The sequence below is a fragment of the Marseilla massiliensis genome, assembly GCF_016899855.1.
Lineage (GTDB): Bacteria > Bacteroidota > Bacteroidia > Bacteroidales > Bacteroidaceae > Prevotella.
Genome location: NZ_JACJJG010000090.1, coordinates 1 through 10,661, shown reverse-complemented (window position 1 = coordinate 10,661; position 10,661 = coordinate 1). Strand labels below are relative to the sequence as shown.

Below are 10,661 nucleotides of genomic sequence, written 5' to 3'. Positions count from 1 at the left end.
TCATTCGGACGAGGAGAGTATAATGGTTGGCTCAGGCTACTCAAAGAACAACATCAACGCAAAGCTGAATGCGAAGCTTAACAAATGGATGACAATTGACTTCACTGGACGACTTGCATATACCAAGCTTGACGGTCTTAGTGGCGGTGCTGATACTAACGAAAGTAACGCAGCTAACTCTTTGGTAGCCAATAGCGTAAGGTACAGGCCCGTGGAGCCGCTGGCAAACTCTGACGACGACTCGGAGAATAACTCGTCAACGCAACGTACGCCGATGGAGCGTATTAATGGTACATACAAGTACCAGGAGCGTTTTCAGCAAAACTACAACATCGGCTTAAACTGGAAACCGTTTGAGGGATGGACATTCCGTACGGAATTCGGGTATACCTGGAGATACTATAACACCGACCAGGCATGGAACGGTGACGCTACACAGAACTCAAAATACGGCGGAAACGGTATGCCGCAGGCTGTCCTGACAAAGGAGACGCGCAAGCAGTGGCGTAACGCTAATACCGTAACATACGACAACGACAAGCTTTTTGGCGGACGAGACCATCTCAATGTGCTTATCGGACATGAGTGGAGCAGCACGAAGGAGACGTCAAACGAACAGACATCAATCAGTTTTCCCGAGACCATGACACCGGAGGAAGTGCTCGCAAACATGGGTGCGGGTACGGCTATGGCCAATATTTCGGATATTGGTGAGGAAGATAACCTTCTTTCTTTCTTCGGACGTATCAATTATACGTTAGCCGACAAGTATCTTGCGACGTTTACGCTCCGTGCCGACGGTTCGTCAAAGTTTGCTGCCGGCAACCGTTGGGGTTTCTTCCCCTCGGGTGCATTGGCTTGGCGTATCTCTGAGGAGAACTTCATGAAGAAGGCCCAGGATTGGCTTTCCAATCTTAAATTGCGCCTAAGTTTCGGTATGGCAGGTAACAACCGTATACCGGCAGGTTCTGTAAGATCTGTCTATACATTGTCGGAGAACACTGACCACGGGCCATTCTTCAACGAGAGCCGTGTGCCTATGTTGCGCCATGGTAACACTATGTACAATCCCGACCTAAAATGGGAGACGACCATAACGAGAAACATTGGTATCGACTACGGCTTCTGGAATAACCGTATCAGCGGTACGTTGGACTTTTATTGGAATACCACGAAAGACCTGCTCATGCGAAGTCTCATACCGAGTACCACTGGTTACGACTATCAGTATCAAAACTTCGGTAAGACATCGAACAAAGGTGTCGAGTTTGCCCTCAACGCAGTCCTTGTTGACAAGAAGAACTTCGGCCTGAACTTCAATTTCAACATTGCTTATAACCGCAATAAAATCGAGGAAGTGCTGATGGATAATCCTTGGCAGGTCAACAGCTTTGCCGGCAGCACATTCGCTAACTACGAGACTTTCCGTATAGAGGAAGACGGTCGAGTAGGCGAAATCTGGGGATACAAGGCTAACGGATTCTTCACAGTTTACGACCCTGCCACTGGCGAAGGCGACCTTGTTCTCAACGGAACAACTTGGGAACTCGCTCCGGGACACGCCCCTGACAATAGCGCTTCTTTGACAGGAGGAAACCTTTATCCGGGCGGAAAGAAATATGTTGTTGACGAGAACGGTGACCCTATCAAGTCGCGCCTCGGCAATACGATTCCTTCTACAACCGGCGGTTTCGGCTTCGACGGACGTGTTGGCAATTTCGATTTCAACATTTTCTTCAATTATTCTCTTGGCAACAAGATTGTCAACGGTACGAAAATTGCAAACTCGTTCTTCACTGGTTCAAACAGGAATTACAACTTGATAGCTGACTTTAACGTTAACAACCGTTATACATGGATTGACCCTGAGACAGGTCTGAACCTTGGGCGCCCGTCAACATCAACGGTTGCCGCATACGGTGGGGCCGAAGCCGTTATGGCACGTTTGAACGAAATCAATGCAGGAGCGAACATTTACAATCCTGCAGCAGTAACGCAAATGTATTTCAGTGACGATGCAATCGAGGATGCAAGTTTCCTGCGTCTCCAGAATATCACCATAGGTTATACTTTGCCGAAGAAATGGGTTAAGACCGTCTGGCTTGAGAATGTACGCATATACTTCACGGGCTACAACCTGTTCTGCATCACCGGATATGACGGCTACGACCCAGAAGTGGATACAAGCAGCAAGAATAACCCGATGACGCCTGGTGTTGACTATGCTGCATATCCTAAGGCACGTACATTCGTGGGAGGTATTAACATCACATTCTAATAAATTTAAGGTCATGAGGTTATCTGGTTATGAGGTATAAGACAGCAAAATGAATGTCATAAATATACTATAAAAACCGAAAATCGAAAACCATAAAACATAAAATAAAATGAAAAAGATATTTTCAATAATCGTACTTTCCGCCGGTATTGTCGGGTTTACATCCTGTTCGGACTTCCTTGACCAGACGTCACCGTCTGAGCAGACGACCGAGACTATATGGGGTTCGGAGTTCTTTACTAAGGCACGTGTTGACCAGCTTTACGGAGGAATGATTAACGGCGACCGAACATACGATCAGGACATCCCTATAAAGTGGGGAACGAACACCGACGTTGAACTTGTAGACGGTCTTGGTGCTAATGCAACAAACTCAACACACTATCGTGGCGTGGGTAACTACAGTGCTTCCCCGGCTTTCACTAACTTTGCGAATTCATGGGATGACATGTACGCCATCATCGAGGATGCAAATATTAATATCGAAGGTATACGTGGCAGTTCGATGTACAATAACGGGACAGATAATGAACGCACAATGGTGCAGCGTTACCTTGGTGAGTGTCTAACAATACGTGCCATGATATACTTTGACTTGTTGCGTTATTGGGGTGACATACCGTTGAAACTTGAATCGTCTAAATCAGACCTTAGCAACGCATACGTAGGTAAGACTGACCGTGACGTCATCATGGATACTCTCATGGTTGACCTTGAGGAGGCTATTGATTTGTTGCCATGGGCAGACGAAGTGTCGGGCTATACGACTGAACGCATTACTAAAGGATATGTCCACGGACTGCTTGCCCAGATGGCGATGACACGCGCAGGATGGGTTATCCGTGAACAAGCTAAAGAGGGATACGAAACGGCTTCAGACTATAGCGATCCGACATATCCGACACAGCGTCCGGGTGCTGCAACACGCAGGGCGTTGTATGAGAAGGCGCTGCAACATTGGACGGCAATCATAACTAACGGTACTCACCAGTTAAATCCGTCGTTCAAGAATGAATGGGAGTTGATAAACAAGCTAACGCTTGACCAGACTTACCGAGAGAACCTGTTTGAAATTCCGATGGGACTTGGCGATTCCGGCGAGCTTGGCTACACTGCAGGTGTACGTATGAATTTTGGTGACGTAAAAACTACTAATTGGGGATATGGTAACTCTTCCGGCAGCTTGAAGGTTACGTCTGAGCTGTTTTATTCATACGACCCTAACGATACACGCCGTGACATAACCTGTTCATATATCGACATCAGACCTAACAGCTCACAGGTAGGCGTGGAGACAATGCTCGGAAACGCCCCGTTTGGACTTTATGTCGGCAAGTGGGACGTGCGCATGATGAGCGACTCCTGGAAGAGCCAGAACTTGAATGCGGCAGGTAAGCTTGGTTACGGTATTAATCCTGTTAAGATGCGTTATTCACAGGTGCTTTTGTATTATGCAGAGTGCCTGAACGAGCTGGCTGGCGACCCTGACGCGCACTATGAAGGCGACGCTGGTATCACGGCACGCGAGGCTCTCATGCAGGTGCATACACGTGCATTCGAGGCGGAGCATTTGGCTGATGCACAGGCTTATGTGAATTCAATCAGCGGTAAGGACGCTTTCTTCGACGCTCTCGTGCAGGAAAATGCTTGGGAGTTTGCCGGAGAGAACATACGCAAGTGGGACCTTATCCGTTGGAATCTGCTCGTGCCGAAAATCATGGAGTCAAAGCAGGACTACTTGACCCATTTGACGGACGGAACATACCAAAAGACTGTTTATTTTAAATACACAGACTCTTCATTGACTACAATTGATCCTTCATCAGTGACATGGTATACGAATGCTGACGACGCAAAAGCTGCTTATGATGCCTTACCCGCTGAGGAGAAAGCATTATGGAGCTCGGTAAGTTCATACGGTAACAGTTATCCGACGAAACTTGATGATACTCAAATATACACCAATCTGCCGAATCTTTCCTGCGGACTTGTGGGTAGCACGGTAGTTTCTCCTGATTACGGAACGATAGTCGGTTCGGGTCCGGCTGAGCCTGTTGTTGTCAACCGTTACCTTATGCCGATAGGCTCTACAACTATTTCCGCTTCAAACGGAGTATTGCAGAACTCTTACGGCTACAGCAACTAATTATACATGCATTAAAATAAAGAAAATATGAAAACCTTAAAGAGAATATTCGGCTACACGATGGCCTTGGCCGTTGGCTTTGGCGTTGCGTCGTGTGCAGACGAGAACGACTGGGACGTTGACGGTTCCCATGACAGGTTGTTCGGTGTAGCCAACGACGGCCTGAACGTAACCGAAGGAGACACTTGGGCCGAAGTAGAGTTTTCCGGCTTCAGGGGAACGGAGTATTATATAATAGAAGTAAGCACAGACTCACTGACCGATGATATCGGCATGGGCGAATCTGCCGGCTCAATCGTTTTCGGCGAAGACCGTAGCATAACAACTTCGCCTGACACTATACGCGGACTTCTCGGCGAGACAAAGTACTATCTCCGTATGAAAGCTATGTCAACACAGCAGACTGAGTCGAGGTGGGTTTACTTTGACAACGGCGATGGCGGTACCTCGTTCGAGACCTTGGCAGAACAAATCTTCAACACTCCGGCCGCTGCCGACCAAGGTGACACGTACATGCGCATGACATGGACGCCGGGAGCGGAAGTAACACGCCTGACTGTCGCTACTCCTGACGGTGCAATCGTTCAGGACATCGACCTGACACAACTGCCTGATGCAGTAGCTAATGGCGAGTACATGGTTGAGGGGCTTACACAGCTAACGACGTACGTATTTACTATCTATAACGGTGATACCAGACGCGGAGAACTGATATTGACGACAATGGCTTCAATGCCTGACGCAGAATACAAATACACTTTATCCTCAGCTGTTACGGTCTTCAGCCAAGACCTGATGGACGAGATTGAGGCGCAGGCCCTTGCCCAGCCAGGTGTCGATCCGGCAAATTACAGCGTAACAATTGGTATACCTGCAGGTGTGACGCTCGATTTCCATGGAACTGACGTTGATACTGGTGATCCGACAGCTGTCAAGATCCCAGACGGAATGTCGGTAACGTTCTTCGGATTGGCTGGAGGTGAAGCTCCTGTACTGAACATGACAAAGAGTGTCGATATAGGAGGCACCCACGCTTACATACGCTTTAATAATGTCCAGTTCATAGATACAGGTTGTCAATACCTTATTAACCAAAGCGGAGCGGCAACTATAAGCGAGCTTACGTTTGAAAGTTGTACCGTATCCGATTTTGAGCGTTGCTTTGTACGTTTGCAGAACGCTGGCAATGCAAAGTCGATAAACAACTTGAATGTCAATAATTGCGTTGTAACAAATGTCGCCCAGGGCTACTCGATGTTCTTGTGGAAGGACAACGAAGGCGTTGTGAGCAACCTTAACGTTACAAACTCTACGTTTGACACGTTTACACGCTCATTTGCGGAGATTACCGGCAACGACACTGGTACAGCGGTTACAGTAAACGACTGTACGTTCTACGGAGGTCCAGATAGCGGCAGGTATATAGTGGACGTAAACAATACCACTGGTGCGACTGTAAACCTTACAAGATGTATCTTCGCTAACAGCGAGTGCAAAGGTGTGCGTGGTGCTACACCTGTAATAACGGAGGTTTATTTCACCAGCGACTTCTCGTTAACGGGTAATTCATTCGACCCGACAGCAACTCTTGACGGGTCTGCCGATGTATTCGCTGACCCTGCCAACCATGACTTCACGCTTGAAGTACGTGGCGTACAGGCCGGTGACCCGCGCTGGTATTAGTCCGTGCGTGCTATAATAAAAAAGGAGGGACAAATAGTTTGTCCCTCCTTTTTTGTTAATCTGTGGATATTCATTATTGCAGTTAATGGTTAATGACATGATATTTTACCGCATTTTACCTTGTAAAATGCCGCCTTTTATAAACCAAAATGCGGTATTTATGTTCATGATAATGCCCTTGTCAATAGTCAGATTACAAGTGCAATGACAACATTACTTGGTGACTAAACATGTGTTGTGTAATTTCGTGAATGACATATCAATTATTTATAAAAAGATTTGCGTTTTATCTTTCAGTCTTTCATTTCAGGCGTAAGGTCCTGGCAATGAACGCCTTATATACTGACAGATGCTCCTTGCATCTGTCAGCGCTACATATACGGCAACCAGATGAAAGATCGTATAGAACAATCTGTCATCCCATAATAATCTGATAATCAATAAATTGCGGACCAAACTGAAAGATGACAGATTGTTTTTGATCTTTTGTGCAAAATACAAATGCCATATATAAAAGCAAAAGATTATTGATGTTTATCAGCTGTTTATGGTGTATGGCGGATTATAAATGTTTGTCCTGCTTGACTTTCGTGGCTAAGTGTGAATAAATAAGGGTGTGTCGCGCTGGGAGTTGATTTTTATACTCCATTCGGCACACCCCTGAATAAGTTTGTTGCCTTGTGATTATTTTATTACTTTGTCGGTAGAAGTCTTGCCGTTGTTATATGTTATCTTGCGTATATTGATACCCTTAACAGGCTCGTTCAGCTTTACGCCTCCGACGGTGTAGTATTCAATCCTTTCAACTTCAGAGTTTACCGTGGGCATGGATGAAATGCCGGTGGATATATATGCGGGATAATATTCGGCGTAATTTGCGTCTCCGTCAGCATTTTGTGCCTTTACTATATGTTCAACGATGGAGTTGAGGTATACTTCTATGTTTGTGTACCACCCCTTTTCCGTGTCGATCGTCTTTTGGCCTGCGTCGGAATCGTCATTAGGGTTAAGTCCGTTGGCTATTTCCCATTCATCAGGCATGCCGTCATTGTCCGTGTCGAATCCTTCGGGGCGTGAACCTGTACCGAAGTTCAGTTCGGTGTAACCATCGACATCGGCAACGATGTCAATCAATCCTTCTTTACCTGTTACCGAACCTGTATAAGTTGCTGTTCCGGTGTTGACTTCTTCCATATAGCGGGCGTCAACATTGTCACGGAACAGTGAAGCGCCGCAATAATCCATGACTTTTTCAAGTGCCACCTTGGCTTGATGCGTGGTTACTTCTCCTGTGGGAGCGGGGTTGTCCATCCTTATCCTTACACACATATCACCGTCGTTGTTTGCCTTATGCTCAACAGCGTCGCCGTAAAAGTTATTTACATCCTTTGACCATCTTTCTCCGTCAATGGTATAAACACCGCTATCGTAGTCTACACCTGTCCAATCCCTTCTCTCGGTAATCTCGCCATCATTGGTTTCGGAAGTATTGCCGTCTATGTAATAACGGCTTGTCATGTCCTGCATTTTTGTGCTTGTTTGGTTGCCGCTGCTGCCAACGCTAATTTGGGTTATTCTTCGTGCTTTGTTGTCAGGAGTAATAGGGCCGCCTTTGTAATAGTTGTTCACGATGTTTATTTGTCCGCCGCCCGGGCCTCCATAACAGCCGTTTGAGTTGTCCCAGTTATACATTACGCAGTTACGGAAGTCTACATTCTCGGCCTGGACAGGATTTTCCCATTTATATTCGTCATATAATGCATTGTTTGTGTAGCCATTCCAGTCATACCGTGCGCCGTTGAAACGTGGTACACGGTTTGTTACGTGCGCTATCAAGTTGTGGTGGAAACTGGCAAGCTTACCGCCCCATATACCGCCGTAGCCGTGTGCCCCTTTTCCGTGTCCTGCGTTGTTGAGACTTTCCGCTACGGTGCACCATTGCATGGTAAAGTTATTGTTGTCATAGAACGAGGCCACCTCATCAATACTCCAGCTGAATGAACAGTGGTCAAGTATTATGTTTGTGTGTTCTCTTGCCCAAATTGCATCTGCACCATCATCAACCTCTTTCTCTTGTCCACGTCTCACTCGTATGAAACGGATGATTATATTGTTGCCGTTAGGGCGAACTGTATAATACCTAAGTGTTATTCCTGGTTGTGGTGCTGTTTGACCTGCGATTGTTGTATTTGATCCGATTTCTAACTCTGATTGCAATGGTATTACGCCGCCGACATCAAATACAATAATTTTCGGGGCGTCACCTTCTAAGGCCTCTCTTAATGACCCTTCGCCGCTGTCATTAAGATTGGTTACGTGTATGATCTTTCCGCCACGTCCGCCTTGCACATACCTGCCGTGGCCTTCAGCACCGGGGAAAGCGGGGATATCATCCTGAGCGAATGCCGCCGTTGCCGTGCCGAGGGCAACGGCCATAAAGAGTAAAATTTTTCTTTTCATGCTTGTTTGTTTTAGTGATTTGTAAGTAGTAGTAATAAAAAATAAGTAGGTATGCTTTGTGTACATACCTATTTATTTTTTCGGTTTAATGTTACTTGTTCAGTGCTGCAACGTCATATCCGAGACGTTCCATCTCAAGCGAAGCCCAAATGAACGGACCTACCCCCTTGCCGTCGTTGTCGCGGATGGGTTCACTGATGTAGTATTCAAACGAGCCGTCGCGTCTTGGATTGTTGGCCGGGCCGAGTCCGGATACTTCGCAGCAGCGTGTAAGTGATATGGTCTTGTCAGGGTTGACCTTTATAAATTCTTTCAGTATGCCCTTGTACGCCTTGAGACCTGCTTCTTTCATGCTGTCGTCGAAATAGCCGAGACGTGCACCTTTCAGCAGTACGTATGCGAACATGGATGATGCTGTCGCTTCAAGGTAGTTACGTGGGTCGTTAACGTCAAGTACGTCATACCATACTCCGGTTTTCTTGTCTTGGTATTTAACGGCAGACTTCATCACGTGGTTGAGCATTTCAATGAACTTGCCACGGTTCTCGTAGTCTTGTGGAATAGCGTCGAGAACCTCGGTTATTGCCATCGCGTACCATCCCATCGCACGTGCCCATGAATGTTTGGCCAGACCAGTCTCGGGGTCGGCCCAGAACATTTTACGGGTTTCGTCCCACGCGTGTTTCCATAGATCCGTCTCCTTGTCATATGTACGGTTGTAAGTTTTCGATATCTGCGTGAAAGCATCGTCATAATACTTTTTTGCTTTCTTCTCGCCTTTAAGTATCGGCGCGGCCATAGTGTATAGAGGGTGTCCCATATATACACCGTCGAGCCATACCTGGTTGGCGTATATTGCCTTGTGCCACCATACTCCGTCAGTAGTGCGCGGTTGGTTTTCAAGCTGCTTGAAAATTGTCTTTAGCGCTTTGTCGAACTTCTTTTCAGGATAGAGTTGGTTCATGCGCAGGATGAAGCGTCCTGGACGTGTATTGTCAAGATTGAAGTCCTCATATCTGTATCCGTTTACAACATTGCCCTTTTCGTCAATCATCTTGGCGGTGTATTGTTTGAGATAGTTGATTATGCTATCGCCACCGTACGCAAGGTACGTGTCGAGCATGGCCTCAAGCTCTATTCCTATGGTGTATCCCCATCTTGGCTTGTCGTCTTTCGGGAAGTCCAGGCGGGTGGGGTCGGGCACGCGTTTCATCTCTGAATATACCAGCCATTCGCTGTAGTTCTTGTAGGGATATTGCGAGAGGACAAGTGAGCCGTTGATAAACAGGTTGTCGTAGTTCATGTCCTTTGTTTGACCTGTGATGTAAACAGGCTTGCCGTACACTCCGTCAAACTTGCAGTCTTTTAAGTTGATGTTGTAGACATTCGTCCGGTCGTCAAATGCTACTACCATTACACCATACTTGCTCTTCTGGCAAGTTACATTCTCCATGTAAATGTTGCGTACCGTGGGATAGAAGCCTCTGCGTCCGACTTCTTTCGGCTCGTAGTCGAGATTGATTTTCAATACAGCTTCCGCACACTGGCCTACAACAACGTTACGCATGTATATGTTCTCTATTATTCCACCACGGCATGAGTTTGTCTTAATGCGGAGTATGCGGTCGAGGTTTGGACTGTCCATCTGGCAGTTCTCTACGAATACGTTGTTGCAGCCTCCGGAGATTTCAGAACCGATAACCACGCCTCCGTGTCCGTCCTTCATGACACAGTTGCGTACGATGATATTCTTGCTCGGAATGCCGGCATAGCGTCCTTTACCGCCCTCGCGGCCGTCCTCGTTGCGTCCGCTCTTGATGGCAATGCAATCGTCGCCAGTGTCAAACACGCAATTCTCGATGAGTACATTCTCGCAAGACTCAGGGTCGCAGCCGTCACCGTTGGGGCCGTCGTTATGTACTGTCACGTTTCTTACCGTAATGTTTTTGCTGAGTAACGGGTGCATTACCCAGAACGGCGAACGCACCATCGTAACACCTTCAATTAAAATTCCGTCACATTGTTGTAGAGGAAAAACAGCAGAATCCTGGCGGACGTGCCGACCTGCTGAAAATGGCAGAAGACGGTGTACCA

At 47.0% G+C, this 10,661-nt stretch carries 5 protein-coding genes; 3 read left to right on the top strand and 2 right to left on the bottom strand.

Annotation, left to right across the window (positions count from 1 at the left end):
* The 3 genes from H6A34_RS11660 to H6A34_RS11650 all read left to right on the top strand — a co-directional run.
* The coding region (locus H6A34_RS11660) for a SusC/RagA family TonB-linked outer membrane protein (RefSeq protein WP_205105658.1) at positions 1-2,278 on the top strand (2,278 nt) is incomplete at its 5' end.
* A gap of 109 nt (positions 2,279-2,387) precedes the next feature.
* Positions 2,388-4,424 (top strand): RagB/SusD family nutrient uptake outer membrane protein, encoded by a 2,037-nt coding sequence (locus H6A34_RS11655; protein WP_205105657.1) that lies wholly within the window; start codon positions 2,388-2,390, stop codon positions 4,422-4,424.
* Between the two features lie 27 nt (positions 4,425-4,451).
* Entirely contained in the window at positions 4,452-6,107 is a 1,656-nt protein-coding gene (locus H6A34_RS11650) for a DUF5123 domain-containing protein (protein ID WP_205105656.1), read from the top strand.
* 684 nt (positions 6,108-6,791) lie between these two features.
* Here the strand turns inward: H6A34_RS11650 and H6A34_RS11645 are convergent.
* Together H6A34_RS11645 and H6A34_RS11640 are read right to left on the bottom strand one after the other, a co-directional pair.
* The gene (locus tag H6A34_RS11645) at positions 6,792-8,567 is read right to left on the bottom strand and encodes a pectate lyase (RefSeq protein ID WP_239480863.1); all 1,776 of its coding nucleotides are present in this window, start codon (positions 8,565-8,567) and stop codon (positions 6,792-6,794) included.
* 91 nt (positions 8,568-8,658) lie between these two features.
* On the bottom strand, positions 8,659-10,661 hold a 2,003-nt coding region (locus H6A34_RS11640; protein ID WP_205105655.1), incomplete at its 5' end, for a glycoside hydrolase family 88 protein.